We start from the raw sequence: 15,615 nt of genomic DNA, 5'->3' as shown, positions 1-15,615 counted from the left end.
GCCCCGCTATCCGGGGGGCCACTGGAGGCCGCGGCCGCCCATGATGTGGGCGTGGGCGTGGAAGACCGTCTGTCCGGCGCCCGTACCGGTGTTGAAGACGGTGCGGTAGCTGTCCAGGCCCTCCGCCGCGGCGATCGCCTCGGCCTCCCGCAGCACGTCGGCGGCGATCTGCGGCTCGGCGGCGGCCAGCGACGCGGCGTCGGGGTGGTGCGCCTTGGGGATCACCAGGACGTGCGTGGGCGCCTGCGGGTTGATGTCGCGGAAGGCGACGGTCGTCTCGGTCTCGCGCACCACGGTCGCCGGCACCTCCCCCGCGGCGATCTTGCAGAACAGGCAGTCGCTTCGCGCTTCACCCGCCATGGGTCCGGCCTCCTCGTCAGCAGTGATCCGTACGCACGGAATGCTATCCCTCCGCGTCACGAGGGGGCGCGGCGCCGGGGGAACACACCCCCTCGCGCGGGCGCGGGCGGGGCCACGGCGCCCCGGGGAGGTCCGGCGCCGCCTCGGCCGGGTTCTCCCGCGGCGCGGCGAGCGCGCTCCGTACCGCCTCGGCCAGCCGCGAGTCGTGGCCCACCGCGTGGGGGTGGTCACCACCGTCCGGGGGCCGGCCGGGTCACCGGGTCACTTTCCCGGGACGCAGTCGCAGGTGGGGGTCGGCCGCGGGTGCGGGGTGACGGTCACCGTGACGGTGGTCGTGGGGCCGGGCTCCGGCTCGCCGTGGGCGGGCGGCGGCTGCGAGCCGGGCGGCGGGGAGGACGCGCCGCCGCCGGCCCCGCAGTTGCCGAGGACGTCGACGCGGAACCACTGCTTGCCGTCGACCTTCGCGGTGAGGTCGCCCCGTACGCATCTGCCGTTGACGACGGCGCGCACGGTGCCCTCGACGGTGATGTCCTCGCCGTCGTCGGACTCGCCCCGGCAGTCCACCTCGACCACGGCCTCGGGCGTCGGGGCGCCGCTCTTGGGGGTCACCCGGTCCCGGTAGCGGGCGGTGCAGCTCAGCCACGCCACGTCGAGATGCCGGCGCTCCAGCTGCTTCGTGCCCAGCTGGTCGACGGTGAGCGAGACCGCCGAGGTGTTCAGGCCGCCGGCCACGGGGTCGCACGCCGTGACGCCGAGCGCGGCGGCGCCCGCGAGCCCGACGGCGCACAGGATCGGGGTACGCCGTTTCCCTGCGTTCCGTTGCCGTAACCGCCTCAATGCCCCCATGGGCGGCAGAGTGCCACTTCGGGCGGCGGTGCGGTAGACCGCATGCGGCCATGTGCGGGCGGCCCGGCGAGGGGCGGGTCGGTCAGGACCAGCGGCCGGTGCGGCCCAGGAGCAGCGCCGTCGCCGCCGTCCCCGCGGTCGAGGTGCGCAGCACGCTGCGGCCGAGACGGTACGGCTTCGCGCCGGCCTCGGCGAAGGCCGCCAACTCGTCCGGGGAGACGCCCCCTTCGGGTCCGACGACGAGCACGATCCGGCCGCTCGCCGGGAGTTCGGCGGTGGCCAGCGGCTCGCTGCCCTCCTCGTGCAGGACGGCCGCGAAGTCGGCGTCCGCGAGAAGGGCGGCGACCTGCTTGGTGGAGGCGGCGTCGGCCACCTCGGGGAAGCGGGCGCGGCGCGACTGCTTGCCCGCCTCGCGGGCGGTGGCCCGCCACTTGGCCAGCGCCTTGAGACCGCGCTCGCCCTTCCACTGCGTGATGCAGCGCGAGGCGGCCCACGGCACCACGGCGTCGACGCCGGTCTCCGTCATGGTCTCGACGGCCAGTTCCCCGCGGTCGCCCTTGGGCAGCGCCTGGACGACGGTGATGCGGGGCGACTCCTCGGGCTCCTCGGTGACCGCGTCCATCCGTACGACGAGCCGGTCCTTGCCCTCGGTGTCCAGGACCACGCAGTGCGCCCAGCGGCCCGCGCCGTCGGTCAGGACGACGTCCTCGCCGGCGCGCAGCCGCTTCACGGAGACCGCGTGCCGCCCCTCGGGTCCTTCGAGCACGTAGCGCCCGTCGGCGCGCACGTCGAAGTGCTCGACGACGAAGACGGGGGCGGTCACGGCGTGCCGTCCCGGTCCTCGCGGGCCGCCGCGTCCCTCGCCTCGGCCAGCTCGGCCGCGAGGACCTCCACGAGCTGCCCGGCGGGCAGCTCCCGGGCGAGGCGGTGGCCCTGTCCGGCCCACAGGGCCATGCCCTGGGCGTCCCCGGCCTTCGCGGCGGCCTTGCGCAGGCCGCTGGTCAGGTGGTGCACCTCGGGGTAGGCGGCGGGCGCGTACGGGCCGTGCTCGCGCATGAAGCGGTTGACGAGGCCGCGGGCGGGCCGCCCGGAGAACGCCCGGGTCAGCTCGGTCCGCAGGAAGAGCGGGTTGGTCATGGCCTGCTTGTGCAGCATGTTGGCGCCCGACTCCGGGGTGACCAGGAACGCCGTGCCGAGCTGCGCCGCGTCGGCGCCCGCCGCGAGCACCGCGGCGATCTGCGCGCCGCGCATCAGGCCGCCGGTCGCGACGAGGGGGATCTGCACGGTCTCGCGGACCTGCGTGACGAGGGAGAGCAGCCCGATCCCGGCGCCGTCGGCCTCGGGGTCGTCGCGGTGGGTGCCCTGGTGGCCGCCCGCCTCGACGCCCTGGACGCACACCACGTCGGCGCCGGCCCACTGGGCGGCCTGCGCCTCCTCGGGCGTGGTGACGGTGACGACGGTGAGGGTGCCGACGCGGGCGAAGGAGTCCAGGACGTCGCGGGTGGGGCAGCCGAAGGTGAAGGAGACGAGCGGCACGGGGTCGTCGAGGAGGATGGCGAGCTTGGCGTCGTAGCCGTCGTCGCGCCCGCTGTCGGGGTCGCCGAGCTGGGTGTCGTACCAGGTGGCCTCGCCGGCGAGCTGGCTGCGGTAGACGTCGACCGCGGCGGCGTCGGCGGTGTCGGGCTGCGGCATGAAGAGGTTGACGCCGAAGGGCCGCGACGTCAGCCCCCGGACCTGCTTGATCTCCTCATACATCCCGTCGGCGGTCTTGTACCCGGCGGCGAGGAATCCCAGCCCCCCGGCCTCGGAGACGGCCGCGGCCAGCCGCGGACAGGACGCACCGCCCGCCATGGGGGCCTGCACGATCGGATGGCGGCAGAGCTCGGTCAGCACGGAGGACATACAAGCATCGTGCCATGCCCCACCCACCCCACCGAACGCCACCCCACAGCCCCCCGCAAGGGCCACGAGCCCGCCACACGCGGGCTCCGCCACGGGACGCGAGAACCCCGTAAGGGGCACGAGGAACGGCGCGAGCAACCCCGTAAGGGGCGCGGGGAACGGCGCGAGCAACCCCGTAAGGGGCGCGGGGAACGGCGCGAGCAACCACCCACAACCCGCACGGGAAGCCCCATCAGGGGCGCGGGGCTGTGACACGTGCGGCTCCGCCGCGGGGCGCGAGCAACCAAAAGCCGACCCGCACGGGAAAAGCAGGGCGCCCCCGGGCACGGAACAACCACCCGGGGACACAGTGACCCAGCTCCAGGCGCTACCGCCCGTTGAACGCGTCCTTCAACCGCGAGAACAACCCCTGCTGCCCCGGCTGGAACTGCCCGGTGGGCCGCTCCTCGCCACGCAGCTGGGAGAGTTCCCGCAGCACCCGCTCCTGCTCGGCGTCGAGCTTCGTCGGCGTGAGGACCTCGACGTGCACGATGAGGTCACCGCGCCCGCCGCCCCGCAGATGCGTGACACCGCGCCCGTGCAGCGGCACCGACTGGCCGGACTGCGTGCCGGGCCGGATGTCGATCTCCTCCACGCCGTCCAGCGTCTCCAGCGGCACCTTCGTGCCGAGGGCCGCCGCGGTCATCGGGATGGTGACCGTGCAGTGCAGGTCGTCGCCGCGCCGCTGGAAGACGGCGTGCGGCAGCTCGTGGATCTCGACGTAGAGGTCGCCGGCGGGGCCGCCGCCGGGGCCGACCTCGCCCTCGCCCGCGAGCTGGATCCGCGTGCCGTTGTCGACACCGGCGGGGATCTTGACGGTCAGCGTCCGCCGCGACCGGATGCGGCCGTCCCCGGCGCACTCCGGGCAGGGCGTCGGCACGACGGTCCCGAAGCCCTGGCACTGCGGACACGGGCGCGAGGTCATGACCTGCCCGAGGAAGGACCGCGTGACCTGCGACACCTCGCCGCGACCGCGGCACATGTCACAGGTCTGGGCGGACGTGCCCGGCGCGGCACCCTCGCCGCTGCAGCTCGTGCAGACGACCGCCGTGTCGACCTGGATGTCCTTGGTGGTGCCGAAGGCGGCCTCGTCGAGGTCGATCTCCAGCCGGATCATGGCGTCCTGGCCACGGCGCGTGCGCGAGCGCGGCCCGCGCTGCGACGCCGTCCCGAAGAACGCGTCCATGATGTCGGAGAAGTTGCCGAAGCCACCGGCGCCGAAGCCGCCCGCGCCCCCGCCGCCCGCCTGCGACAGCGGGTCGCCGCCGAGGTCGTAGACCTGCTTCTTCTGCGGGTCCGACAACACCTCGTAGGCGGCGTTGATCTCCTTGAAGCGCTCCTGAGTCTTCGGGTCCGGATTCACATCCGGGTGAAGCTCACGCGCCAGCCTCCGGAAGGCCTTCTTGATCTCGTCCTGGGAAGCGTCGCGGCGCACGCCGAGTACGGCGTAGTAGTCCGTGGCCACTTACGACTCCGCCAGGATCTGTCCGACGTAACGTGCCACTGCGCGTACTGCTCCCATCGTTCCCGGATAGTCCATGCGGGTCGGTCCGACCACGCCTAGTTTCGCGACTGCCTCGCTGCCCGAACCGTAGCCGACCGAGACCACGGAGGTGGAGCTGAGGCCCTCATGGGCGTTCTCATGACCGATCCGTACGGTCATGCCCGAATCCGTGGCCTCGCCGAGCAGCTTGAGGAGCACGACCTGCTCCTCAAGGGCTTCGAGCACCGGCCGGATCGTGAGGGGGAAGTCGTGTCCGAAGCGGGTGAGATTGGCGGTTCCGCCGATCATCAGCCGTTCCTCGGTCTCCTCGACCAGCGTTTCGAGGAGGGTGGAGAGGACCGTGGCGACCGTGCCGCGGTCCTCGGTCTCGAATGCCTCGGGCAGGTCCTGCACCAGCTGCGGCACGTCCGCGAAGCGGCGCCCCGCGACCCGGCTGTTGAGCCGGGCCCGCAGATCGGCCACCGACGTCTCCCCGAAGGGCGCCGGGCAGTCGATCATGCGCTGCTCGACCCGGCCGGTGTCGGTGATCAGTACGAGCATCAGGCGCGCCGGCGCGAGCGAGAGCAGCTCCACGTGACGCACCGTCGAGCGCGTCAGCGAGGGGTACTGCACCACGGCGACCTGCCGGGTCAGCTGCGCGAGCAGCCGCACCGTACGCCCCACGACGTCGTCGAGGTCGACGGCGCCGTCGAGGAAGTTCTGGATGGCGCGGCGCTCGGGGGCGGTCATCGGCTTGACGCCGGCGAGCTTGTCGACGAAGAGCCGGTAGCCCTTGTCGGTCGGGATGCGCCCCGCGCTGGTGTGGGGCTGGGCGATGAACCCTTCCTCCTCCAGCGCCGCCATGTCGTTGCGCACCGTGGCCGGGGAGACGCCGAGACTGTGCCGCTCGGTGAGCGCCTTGGAGCCGACGGGCTCCTCCGTCCCGACATAGTCGTGGACGATGGCGCGCAGCACTTCGAGCCTGCGTTCACTGAGCATCGCGCACACCTCCAGCCGTCATCCGTCGCGGTGTTCCCCGCTCTGGCACTCAACGCGGGTGAGTGCCAGCTTGTCAAAGGCTCAGTGTACGGCCGTGGGGTACGGGCCCGGCAAGGCCGGACCCCACCTTGGTCCGCCGGGGGCCCATCGGGGGTCCGCCGGGGGTTCGTCGGAGGCTGCCGAGGGGCCGCGCACCGGCTAGCGTCACCGTATGGATGTGGAGCCGGCATGGGAAGCGGCGGGCTGGGAACGGCTCGCACCTGGTGTGGGGCGGTGCCGCCTGCCGGTGTGGGACTGCACGGCGGGGCTCGTCGTCGGTGCCGACGCGGCCCTGATGATCGAGGCGGGGTCGAGCCTGGCCGAGGGCGCGGCGCTGCGGACGCGGGCGAGGGAGCTCCTCGGCGGCGGGCGGCGCGTGACGCATCTCGCGTTGACGCACCCCCATTTCGACCACGTCCTCGGGGCGGCGGCGTTCGCGGGCGTGGAGGTGTACGGCGCGGTCGGCATCGAGACGGTCCTCGCCGAGGGCCGCGAGGAGCTGCGCGCGGACGCGGTGCGCCACGGCGTGGACCCCGAGGCCGCGGCGGAGGCCGCCGACCTCCTGGTCCGTCCGCACCACCTGGTGTGCGGCGAGTGGACGCTGGACCTCGGCGGGCGCCAGGTCCTGCTCGCCGACGTCGGCCCCGGGCACTCGGGGCACGACCTGGCGGTCCTGGTGCCCGCGGCGGACGGCGGGCGGGAGGTCGTCTTCTGCGGCGACCTCGTCGAGGAGTCCGGCGAACCGCAGGCGGGGCCGGACGCGGTGCCGGGGCGGTGGCCGGCGGCGCTGGACCGGCTGCTCGCGCTGGGCGGTGAGGACGCGCGGTACGTGCCGGGGCACGGTGCGGTGGTGGATGCCGCTTTTGTCCGTGCGCAGCGCGCCACACTGGCGGCCCGATTCGGCGTGTCGTAGCGGTCCGTCCGCGCTCTCTTCCTATCGTCGGGAAAATGCGCCCACCCGTCTCCCGCCGCCACCCCGCCGAGGGCCCCACGGGCCCGCAGCGCCGCCTGTACTCGCCCGACCTGACGCCTCCCTGGAAGAAGCCGAAGGCCGTTCCCGAGGTGGCGGCGGACGCCGGCCTCGTGGTGGAGGAGGTGGGTACCGGGTTCTGCGGGGCGGTGATCCGCTGCGAGAAGACGGCGCAGGGGCCGACGGTGACGCTGGAGGACCGCTTCGGCAAGCACCGCGTCTTCCCGATGGAGCCGCGGGGCTTCCTCCTGGAGGGCAGGACGGTCACGCTGGTCCGCCCCGCCTCGGCTGCGGCCGCCGCTCCCGTACGCCCCGCGCGCACCGCGTCCGGCTCGGTGGCCGTCCCCGGGGCGCGGGCCAGGGTCGCCCGCGCCGGGCGCATCTACGTCGAGGGCCGGCACGACGCGGAACTGGTCGAGCGGGTCTGGGGCGACGACCTGCGCGTGGAGGGCGTCGTCGTGGAGTACCTGGAGGGCATCGACGACCTCCCCGCGATCGTCGCCGGTTTCTCCCCCGGCCCCGACGCGCGCCTCGGCGTCCTGGTGGACCATCTCGTCCCCGGGTCCAAGGAGTCCCGCATCGCGGCGCGGGTGACCGGCGAGCACGCGCTGGTGGTGGGCCACCCCTACATCGACGTGTGGGAGGCGGTGAAACCGGCCTCGGTGGGCATCGAGGCGTGGCCGCGGGTGCCGCGGGGGCGGGACTGGAAGACGGGCGTGTGCGAGGCGCTGGGGTGGCCACCGAACACGGGTGCGGCCTGGCAGCGGATCCTGGGCTCGGTGCGCAGCTACAAGGACCTGGAGCCGGCGCTCCTCGGCCGGGTGGAGGAGCTGATCGACTTCGTCACGCTGCCTTGAGCATCGGCTTCGTCACGCTGCACTGACCATCGACTTCGTCACGCTGCCCTGGGGGCGGCTCCGCCGCCGGGACGGCTCCCCTCAGTCGACCAGGTCCCGTACCACCGCGTCCGCCAGCAGCCGGCCCCGGAGCGTGAGGACGGCCCGCCCGTCCGCGTAGGGGCGGGCCTCCAGCAGGCCATCGGCCAGTGCCTTGCGCGATGCCGCCAGACCGGCCTCCCGCAGCAGCGAGAGCGGGCAGCCCTCGCGCAGCCGCAGCTCAAGCAGGATCCGCTCGACCCGCCGGTCCTCGGCGGAGAGCACCTCGCGCCCTGCCCCGGGCGACCTGCCCGCGGCGAGCGCGGCGGCGTACGCCCCGGGGTGCTTCACGTTCCACCACCGCACGCCCCCGGCGTGGCTGTGCGCCCCCGGCCCGGCCCCCCACCAGTCGGCGCCCCGCCAGTACAGCTCGTTGTGCAGGCACCGCCCCGCCTCGGAGGTGGCCCAGTTGGACACCTCGTACCACGCGAAGCCGGCGCCGCTCAGCGCCTCGTCGGCGATCAGGTACCGGTCGGCGTGGACGTCGTCGTCCGTCATCGGCACCTCGCCGCGCCGGATGCGCCGGGCCAGCTGCGTGCCCTCCTCCACGATCAGGGCGTAGGCGCTGACGTGGTCAGGTCCGGCGCCCAGCGCCGCGTCCAGCGTGGCCCGCCAGTCGTCGTCGCTCTCCCCCGGCGTGCCGTAGATCAGGTCGAGGTTGACGTGCTCGAAGCCGGCCGCCCGCGCCTCTGCGACGCACGCCTCGGGCCGCCCGGGCGTATGCGTGCGGTCGAGCACCTTCAGCACGTGCTGCCGCGCGCTCTGCATGCCGAACGAGACCCGGTTGAAGCCGCCCTCCCGCAGCTCCGCCAGGTAGGCCGCGTCGACCGACTCCGGGTTCGCCTCGGTGGTGATCTCCGCGTCGTCCGCGAGCCCGAACTCGTCCCGTACGGCGGCGAGCATCCGTACGAGGTCACGGGCGGCGAGCAGCGTCGGCGTACCGCCGCCGACGAAGACGGTGCGCACCGGGCGGGGGTCGTCGCCGAGGACCTTTCGCGCGAGGCGCACCTCGTCGGTCAGGGTGTCGGCGTAGTTGTCGCGCGAGGCGAGCACACCGCCGGAGCCGCGCAGCTCGGTCGCGGTGTAGGTGTTGAAGTCGCAGTAGCCGCAGCGCGTGGCGCAGTACGGAACGTGCAGGTAGAAGCCGAGAGGGCGGGAGGTCGCGCCGTCCAGGGCGGACGCGGGCAGCGCCCCGTCCTCGGGCATGGGCTCACCATCGGGCAGTGCGGAAGGCATACGTCGATTGTCCCGCACCGCCGACCACACCCGGCGCCCCTTCTCGCCGGCCCACCCCACCGCCCGGCCCGCCTGCTCCTTCCCCCCCCCGGCCCGTCCACCCGGCCTGCTCCATGCACCGGCCCGTCCACCTGGTCCGTCCGCCGGCTCGTCCGCCTTGATCCATAGGCCCGGCCCATCCGCCCGGCCCATCCGCCCGGCCTGCTCCGTGCACCGCCCCGTCCACCCGGCCCGTCCGCCGGCTCGTCCGCCTTGATCCATAGGCCCGGCCCATCCGCCCGGCCCATCCGCCCGACCCGTCCACCCGGCCCGTCCGCCCCGCCCATCCACCCGGCCCGGTCTAGTCCGCCTGGAGCACCAGCAGTGCCACGTCGTCGTCCGGGGGACGCTCCGAGAACTCGTGCACGAGTTGTCGGATCCGCTCCGCGACGAGCCCCGCGTCGAGTCCCGCGCAGTCCGCGAGGGCCTGGGCGAGGCCGTCGCCGTCGTCGAGCTGGGAGCGTCCGGAGCGCCGCTCGGTCACCCCGTCGGTGACGCACAGGAGGGTGTCGCCGGTGCGCAGCTCGAAGCTCTCGCTGGTGTACGTCTCGTCGTCGATGACGCCGAGCAGCATCTGCGGGGAGGCCGCCGCCCGCACCTGTCCCGAGGGGGAGAGCAGCAGCGGCAGCGGGTGCCCGGCGCACGCGATGGTGCAGCGCACGCCGCCCTCGTAGGGGACCAGCTCGCCGTAGAGGAGGGAGAGGAAGCGCGAGGTGGGGCCGTCGGGCGACACGCCCTGGCCGCCCGCGACGGCGACGACGGCGGCCGCCGCGTCCGCCGCCTCGGTCGCGTCGTCGAGGAGCAGCTGGTTGAGGCGGTCGAGGACCTCGGCGACCTGGTAGCCCTCGCGGGCGAGCAGCCGCAGCCAGGGCCGGGCGAGGCCGATGACGACGGCGGCCTCGGGCCCCTTGCCCTGGACGTCGCCGAGGGCGAAGCACCAGCGCCCCTCGCCCGCCTGGAACACGTCGTAGAAGTCGCCGCCGGGGCCGCCCTTGTCCCGTGGCTCGTACACCAGGCCGCTCTGCACGCCGGGGATCTGCGCGACCTTGCTGGGCAGCAGGCCCCGCTGGAGGATCTGGCTGATGTTGGCCTGCCGCTGGTAGCGGCGGGCCGTGCTGACGGCGAGCGCGACGCGCCGGCTGAAGTCCTCGACGAGGCCGGTGACCTCGTCGGGGAAGGGGACGTCCCCGGCCCGTGCGCGGTGCACGGCCGCGGGCGGGGCGAAGCCCGCCCGGCCGATCACCAGAGTGCCGAGCGCCCGGCCGCCCGCGATCAGGCGGTACCCGAGCGCCGTGCCGAACGGCTCGCCGCCCAGCGCCTCGCCCGGCCAGCGCACCGGGAACGCGCCCGAGCCGGTCGCCTCGGGCAGCTGGGGCGGGTCCTTCTCCAGGACGCGGCGCAGTTCCTCTATGCGGTGCTCGCTGGTGTGCCAGACGCGGGCGAGCCGCGCGCCCGGCGCCCCGGTGGCCGCGCGGCCCGGGCCCTCCGATGCGTCCTCCAGCCAGATCGCGCACCAGTCGGCGAGGCGCGGGACGAGCAATTGTCCCGCGAGGGCGGCCACCAGGTCCTCGTCGAACTGGCCGGCCAGCAGGTCGGACGCCTCGGCGAGGAAGCTGAGCGCGCCGCGGCCCACCCACTCCGTGTCGTGCGTGACCCGCTTGGGAAGGGGCGCGAGGATCTCGTCGGTGCGCAGGCCGCCCCCCGCCGCCTGCTCACCGGCGTACGACTCGCTCTCGTGCCCCGCACCGGCCCCCTGGACGGGCAGCCGCGCCCAGACGGTCTTGGTGCCCGTGCGGTAGGTGATGCCCCAGGACTCCGAGAGCGTGGCGACCAGTTGCAGACCTCGGCCGTACTCGGGGGTGCCGGGCGGCGGCGGTCCCTGCTCGCTGCGCAGCGCGCGGGAGGGGTGGTGGTCGGAGACCTCGATGACGAGGGTCTCGGGGTCCTCGCCGGGCACGGCGCCGTCGAGACGGCACAGCAGTTCGACGGCGGTGCCCGCGTGCACGACGGCGTTCGTCACCAGCTCGCTGACCAGCAGCACCGCGTCGTCGGTGAGACGTACGGTGATCCCGGCGGCCGCGGGCACCCCCAGCTCGGTCCAGTCGGCGAGCGCCGCGCGCACGAACCGGCGGGCGGCGGCGGGCGCCAGGGGGTTTCCGGGCAGGGAGGTGCGCACCACCGCCGGTGGCCCGGGGCGGGCCTGGTTCTCGGCGGAAGCACCGAGTTCGGTCTCCCGTTGCGTCGGAATGGACCCCACGGTTGCGCTCCTGAGCAGTTCGGGTGATTACGCCTCAGGCGACACCGCCAGGGTGACAGACTGGCCGCGCCCATAAGCACCGAGTTACCGAAGTGGGCCGCCATGAGTGACAACCGTGCTATGCCCGGGCCCGCCTCCGGCCGGATCGCGGCGTCGGCACCCGCTGCCACCTCCCCCGTGCCCGCGACGGCCGAACCCGCCCTGGAGACCGCCACCGTGACCGCCACCACCGCCGGGGGCTCCGGGGACTTCGGGGCCGCCGACACCGCTGACCGCGCCCGACACTCCGGGGCCGCCGGTGCCGCCGGTGCCGCCGAGCTGCGCCCGCTCCTCGCCGCCCTGCGGGCCGCGCGGGACGGGGCCTTCACCAAGGTCGCCCCCGTCGGCGAGGGCATCACGGCCGAGCTGTACGCGGTCTTCAACGAACTGCTCGACCGCTCGCTCCACTTCGACGCCGAGCTGGTCCGCGTCCGCCGGGAGATCATCCGGCACGGCCGCCTGGGCGAGCGGTTCGACCCGAGCCCCGGGCAGGGCAGGTGGGCGGGCCGGGTCCAGGAGGTGAACTCCCTGCTCGACGCGCTGGTCGCCCCGGCCGCCAACGCCACCCGGGTGCTGAACGCCGTGGCGGGCGGCGACCTGACCCAGCGCGTCGATCTGCACGACGGCAGCCGGGAGCTGCGGGGCGACCTGCGCCGGCTCGGCCGCGCCGTCAACACGATGGTCGACCAGCTCTCCCTGTTCACCGGCGAGGTGACGCGGGTCGCCCGCGAGGTCGGCACCGAGGGGCGGCTCGGCGGGCGTGCCAAGGTGCGCGGCCTCTCGGGGAGTTGGCGGGATGTCACCGAGGCCGTGAACACGATGGCGGCGCGGCTCACCGCGCAGGTGCGGGACATCGCCCTGGTGACCACGGCGGTGGCGCAGGGCGACCTGACGCGTACGGTGACGGTGGAGGCGACCGGCGAGCTGCTGGAGCTGAAGCTGACCGTGAACACCATGGTCGAGCAGCTGTCCGCCTTCGCCGCCGAGGTGACGCGGGTGGCCCGCGAGGTGGGCACGGAGGGCCAGTTGGGCGGCCGCGCCCAGGTGCGCGGCGTGTCCGGTGTGTGGAAGGACCTGACCGACAACGTCAACTTCATGGCGTCGAACCTCACTTCGCAGGTCCGCAACATCGCCCAGGTCACCACCGCCGTCGCCAACGGCGACCTGAGCCAGAAGATCACCGTCGACGCCCGGGGCGAGATCCTGGAGCTGAAGTCGACGGTGAACACGATGGTCGACCAGCTCTCCGCCTTCGCGGACGAGGTCACCCGCGTCGCCCGCGAGGTCGGCACCGAGGGCAATCTGGGCGGCCGGGCCCAGGTGCGGGGCGTGTCCGGCGTATGGAAGGACCTCACGGACAACGTCAACTTCATGGCCGACAACCTCACTTCGCAGGTGCGCAACATCGCGCTGGTGTCGACGGCCGTCGCCCAGGGCGACCTCGGAAAGAAGATCACGGTGGAGGCGAAGGGGGAGATCCTGGAGCTGAAGTCGACGATCAACACGATGGTGGACCAGCTCTCCGCCTTCGCGGACGAGGTCACCCGCGTCGCCCGCGAGGTCGGCACCGAGGGCAATCTGGGCGGTCAGGCCCAGGTGCGGGGCGTGTCCGGCGTATGGAAGGACCTCACCGACAACGTCAACTTCATGGCGTCGAACCTCACCTCGCAGGTGCGCAACATCGCCCAGGTCACCACCGCCGTCGCCAACGGCGACCTGTCGAAGATGATCACGGTGTCGGCGCGCGGGGAGATCCTGGAGCTGAAGGACACCGTCAACACCATGGTGGAGCAGCTGCGCGCCTTCGCCGACGAGGTGACGCGGGTGGCCCGCGAGGTCGGCACGGACGGCAGGCTGGGGGGCCGCGCGCAGGTGCTCGGGGTGTCGGGGGTCTGGAAGGACCTCACCGACAACGTCAACTACATGGCGGACAACCTCACCGGCCAGGTCCGCAACATCGCGCAGGTCGCGACCGCCGTGGCGCAGGGCGACCTGTCCAAGAAGATCGACGTGGACGCGCGCGGCGAGATCCTGGAGCTGAAGACCACCATCAACACCATGGTGGACACGCTCTCCTCCTTCTCCTCGGAGGTCACCCGGGTGGCCCGCGAGGTCGGCTCCGAGGGCCAGCTGGGCGGCCAGGCACGCGTCGAAGGCGTCTACGGCACCTGGAAGCGCCTGACGACGAACGTGAACGAGCTGGCGCTGAACCTCACCACCCAGGTCCGCGCCATCGCCGAGGTCGCCTCCGCCGTCGCCCAGGGCGACATGACCCGGGCCATCACCGTCGAGACGCGCGGCGAGGTCTCCGAGCTGAAGGACAACATCAACCTCATGGTCTCCAACCTCCGGGAGACCACCCGCGCCAAGGACTGGCTGGAGTCCAACCTCGCCCGCCTCGCCGGCCTGATGCAGGGCCACCGCGACCTGATGGAGGTCGCCGACCTGATCCTGCGCGAGCTGACCCCGCTGGTGAACGCCCAGTACGGCGCCTTCTTCCTGGCCGACCCGGACGCCGCCGAGTCCCCGGCGCCCACGCAGGTCACCGCGAAGGGCCTCGCCTTCATCGCGGGGTACGGCGCGGCGCAGGACGCGGTGGTGGACACCGGCGGGATGCCCGCGCAGGGGTTGGTGCGCCAGGCGGCCCAGGAGAAGAAGCGCATCCTGGTCGAGGAGGTGCCGCCGGACTACATCAAGATCCACTCGGGACTCGGGGACGCCGCCCCCGCCACCCTCGTGATCATCCCGATCCTCTTCGAGGACAAGCTGCTCGGCGTGATCGAGCTGGCGACGTTCTCCCGCTTCTCCGACGTCCACCTGGCCTTCTTCGACCAGTTCGTGAACACCATCGGCGTCGCGATCAACACCATCATCGCCAACTCCCGTACGGAGTCACTGCTCGGCCAGTCGCAGCGCCTGGCCACCCAGCTCCAGGAGCGCTCGGACGAACTCCAGCGCCAGCAGGCGGAGCTGCGCCGCTCGAACGCCGAGCTGGAGGAGAAGGCGGCGCTGCTCGCCACCAGCTCCCAGTACAAGTCGGAGTTCCTCGCGAACATGTCGCACGAGCTGCGCACCCCGCTCAACTCCCTGCTGATCCTGGCCCGGCTGCTCTCCGACAACCCCGACGACCACCTCTCCGACCAGGAGGTGCAGTTCGCGGCGACGATCCACCGCTCGGGCTCGGACCTCCTCCAGCTCATCAACGACATCCTGGACCTGTCGAAGATCGAGGCGGGCCGGATGGACGTACGCCCGAAGAGGCTGCCGCTGATCAAGGTCCTCGACTACGTCCACGCCACCTTCCGCCCGCTCACCCTCGACCGGGGTCTGGCCTTCGAGGTGGTGGTCGACGAGGACGTGCCGCCCGAGATGTTCTCCGACGAGCAGCGCCTCCAGCAGATCCTGCGCAACCTCCTGTCGAACGCGGTCAAGTTCACCGCGGGCGGCCGCGTCGAACTGCGGGTCAGCCGCGTCCGGGACGACCGTGCCGGAGCCGGGGACAGCGCGGGCGAGGGGGCGTCCCACACCGGCGACGACGTGCTCTGCTTCGCCGTCAGCGACACCGGCATCGGCATCCCGGCCGAGCAGCTGCCGGCGATCTTCGAGGCGTTCCAGCAGGCCGACGGCACCACCAACCGCAAGTACGGCGGCACCGGCCTCGGCCTGTCCATCAGCCGCGAGATCGCGGGCCTGCTCGGCGGCCGCATCACCGCCGAGAGCCGCCCCGGCCAGGGCTCCACCTTCTCGCTGTACGTGCCGGTGGTGCACCCGGGCCACGGCGCGGCCGCCGTCGCCTACGCCGCCGCGCGCGCCCAGCAGCCACCCGAGCAGCGGGAACCCACCGCGCCGCGGCCGCACACCGCTCCCGACCCCGAACCCGACGGCTGGCCCACCCCGACCAAGCTGGAGGAGTGGAAGGCGGGGAGCGCGGGCCGCCTGCTGCCGGGCCGCAAGGTGCTCATCGTCGACGACGACATCCGCAACGTCTTCGCGCTGACCCATGTGCTCAGCCGCGTGGGCATGCCCGTCCTGTACGCGGAGAACGGCCGCGAGGGCATCGAGACCCTGGAGCGCAACCCGGACGTCGACCTCGTCCTGATGGACATCATGATGCCGGAGCTCGACGGCTACGAGACCATGGCCGCCATCCGCCGCAGCCCCCGCTGGCAGGGTCTGCCCATCGTGGCCCTCACCGCCAAGGCCATGCCGGGCGACCGCGAGAAGGCCATCGCCCGGGGCGCCACCGAGTACGTGCCCAAGCCCGTGGACGTGGACCAGCTCCTCGGCGTCGTCTGCGCCCTGCTCGACCCCGGGGACGCGGCGGCCGACGGCCGGCCCGCGCCGGCCGACGCGGCGCCCGTCCTGCCGGAGCAGGCCGGCGCCCGAGGAGAGCGGGCCGTGCCGCCGGCCGCCGACTGAGGCCCCTCGGCCGGTGCGCGGCGCCGGCTTCCCGGGCCGCGCGACGGGCGGG

General features: G+C 73.6%; 11 protein-coding genes. 3 read left to right on the top strand and 8 right to left on the bottom strand.

What is annotated here, in order from left to right; all coding sequences use genetic code 11:
• Window positions 1–6 precede the first annotated feature (6 nt).
• From ABZ385_RS08240 to hrcA, 6 genes are all read right to left on the bottom strand, one after another.
• A complete protein-coding gene (locus tag ABZ385_RS08240) occupies window positions 7–360 on the bottom strand; it encodes a histidine triad nucleotide-binding protein (protein ID WP_358585989.1) in 354 nt (117 codons plus the stop codon).
• 261 nt (window positions 361–621) lie between these two features.
• Window positions 622–1,206 (bottom strand): hypothetical protein, encoded by a 585-nt coding sequence (locus ABZ385_RS08235; RefSeq protein ID WP_358910457.1) that lies wholly within the window; start codon window positions 1,204–1,206, stop codon window positions 622–624.
• An 82-nt stretch (window positions 1,207–1,288) separates the two neighbouring features.
• Window positions 1,289–2,029: a 16S rRNA (uracil(1498)-N(3))-methyltransferase gene (locus ABZ385_RS08230; RefSeq protein ID WP_358910455.1), complete on the bottom strand. Its 741-nt coding sequence runs from the start codon at window positions 2,027–2,029 to the stop codon at window positions 1,289–1,291.
• Window positions 2,026–3,108 carry a nitronate monooxygenase gene (locus tag ABZ385_RS08225; protein WP_358910453.1) on the bottom strand — a complete coding sequence of 361 codons (1,083 nt, stop codon included), beginning with the start codon at window positions 3,106–3,108 and terminating at the stop codon, window positions 2,026–2,028. Before ABZ385_RS08225 ends, ABZ385_RS08230 begins: the two co-directional genes overlap by 4 nt.
• A gap of 367 nt (window positions 3,109–3,475) precedes the next feature.
• Window positions 3,476–4,612 (bottom strand): molecular chaperone DnaJ, encoded by a 1,137-nt coding sequence (gene dnaJ / locus ABZ385_RS08220; RefSeq protein WP_358585996.1) that lies wholly within the window; start codon window positions 4,610–4,612, stop codon window positions 3,476–3,478.
• Window positions 4,613–5,629, bottom strand: coding sequence for a heat-inducible transcriptional repressor HrcA (hrcA, locus tag ABZ385_RS08215; RefSeq protein WP_358585998.1), 1,017 nt, complete (start codon window positions 5,627–5,629; stop codon window positions 4,613–4,615). It abuts the gene before it with no gap.
• Between the two features lie 217 nt (window positions 5,630–5,846).
• Here hrcA and ABZ385_RS08210 point away from each other — a divergent pair, with 217 nt between their 5' ends.
• Window positions 5,847–6,581 carry an MBL fold metallo-hydrolase gene (locus ABZ385_RS08210; protein WP_358586004.1) on the top strand — a complete coding sequence of 245 codons (735 nt, stop codon included), beginning with the start codon at window positions 5,847–5,849 and terminating at the stop codon, window positions 6,579–6,581.
• Between the two features lie 35 nt (window positions 6,582–6,616).
• A complete protein-coding gene (locus ABZ385_RS08205) occupies window positions 6,617–7,495 on the top strand; it encodes a DUF3097 domain-containing protein (protein WP_358586000.1) in 879 nt (292 codons plus the stop codon).
• 81 nt (window positions 7,496–7,576) lie between these two features.
• Here the strand turns inward: ABZ385_RS08205 and hemW are convergent, their stop codons facing one another.
• Both hemW and ABZ385_RS08195 read right to left on the bottom strand, forming a co-directional pair.
• Complete coding sequence (hemW, locus tag ABZ385_RS08200) at window positions 7,577–8,809, bottom strand: radical SAM family heme chaperone HemW (RefSeq protein WP_358910452.1); 1,233 nt, start codon at window positions 8,807–8,809, stop codon at window positions 7,577–7,579.
• 340 nt (window positions 8,810–9,149) lie between these two features.
• A complete protein-coding gene (locus ABZ385_RS08195; protein ID WP_358910595.1) occupies window positions 9,150–11,027 on the bottom strand; it encodes a SpoIIE family protein phosphatase in 1,878 nt (625 codons plus the stop codon).
• 417 nt (window positions 11,028–11,444) lie between these two features.
• Here ABZ385_RS08195 and ABZ385_RS08190 point away from each other — a divergent pair, with 417 nt between their 5' ends.
• A complete protein-coding gene (locus ABZ385_RS08190) occupies window positions 11,445–15,563 on the top strand; it encodes a HAMP domain-containing protein (protein ID WP_358910593.1) in 4,119 nt (1,372 codons plus the stop codon).
• The last annotated feature ends 52 nt before the right edge of the window (window positions 15,564–15,615 follow it).

The organism is Streptomyces sp. NPDC005898, from assembly GCF_040629635.1.
Taxonomy (GTDB): Bacteria; Actinomycetota; Actinomycetes; order Streptomycetales; family Streptomycetaceae; genus Streptomyces.
Note: the sequence above shows the minus strand (reverse complement) of the source record. Positions and strands in the feature narration are given on the sequence as shown.

Coding starts and splice junctions, on each gene's coding strand:
- hemW (WP_358910452.1), bottom strand. CDS start 8,809: ATGCCTTCCGCACTGCCCGATGGTGAGCCCATGCCCGAGGACGGGGCG.
- ABZ385_RS08235 (WP_358910457.1), bottom strand. CDS start 1,206: ATGGGGGCATTGAGGCGGTTACGGCAACGGAACGCAGGGAAACGGCGT.
- ABZ385_RS08240 (WP_358585989.1), bottom strand. CDS start 360: ATGGCGGGTGAAGCGCGAAGCGACTGCCTGTTCTGCAAGATCGCCGCG.
- hrcA (WP_358585998.1), bottom strand. CDS start 5,629: ATGCTCAGTGAACGCAGGCTCGAAGTGCTGCGCGCCATCGTCCACGAC.
- ABZ385_RS08205 (WP_358586000.1), top strand. CDS start 6,617: ATGCGCCCACCCGTCTCCCGCCGCCACCCCGCCGAGGGCCCCACGGGC.
- ABZ385_RS08225 (WP_358910453.1), bottom strand. CDS start 3,108: ATGTCCTCCGTGCTGACCGAGCTCTGCCGCCATCCGATCGTGCAGGCC.